The following is a 433-nucleotide window of genomic DNA, read 5'->3' as shown; positions in this document are numbered from 1 at the left end:
GAGCTGGTAATACTGCTTCACGGTATGCCGCATCTTGCTTCATAAACTCTTCTGCACATGGCATAGAAACTACACGCACACCTTCAAGTTGTGCATAAGCTTCCATTGCTAAAGAAATTTCAGAACCTGTTGCAATAATAATCGCTTTTAATTCGCCTTTTTCTTGAGCAAGTACATAACCACCTTTTGCAGCGTTTTGAATTTGCTCTTCAGAACGTGTTTGGAATGGTAAGTTTTGACGAGAGAAAATAAGTGCTGTAGGATCATCTTTGCGTTCTAGAGCAGACTTCCAAGCAATTGCAGTTTCTACAGTATCTGCAGGACGCCATGTATTTAAGTTAGGTGTACCACGTAATGAAGCAATTTGTTCAATTGGTTGGTGAGTTGGACCATCTTCACCCAGACCGATTGAGTCATGTGTATAAACATGAAT

Annotated in this window: 1 pseudogene; it reads right to left on the bottom strand. The window is 40.4% G+C overall.

Annotation, left to right across the window (positions count from 1 at the left end):
* Positions 1–433: pseudogene (locus tag GBI66_RS19315) on the bottom strand (transketolase); the annotation flags it as partial.

The organism is Acinetobacter sp. TUM15071 (genome assembly GCF_008980925.1).
Taxonomy (GTDB): domain Bacteria; phylum Pseudomonadota; class Gammaproteobacteria; order Pseudomonadales; family Moraxellaceae; genus Acinetobacter; species Acinetobacter dispersus.
The sequence above is the reverse complement of the archived record's forward strand: the minus strand, read 5'-3'. Positions and strand labels throughout refer to the sequence as shown.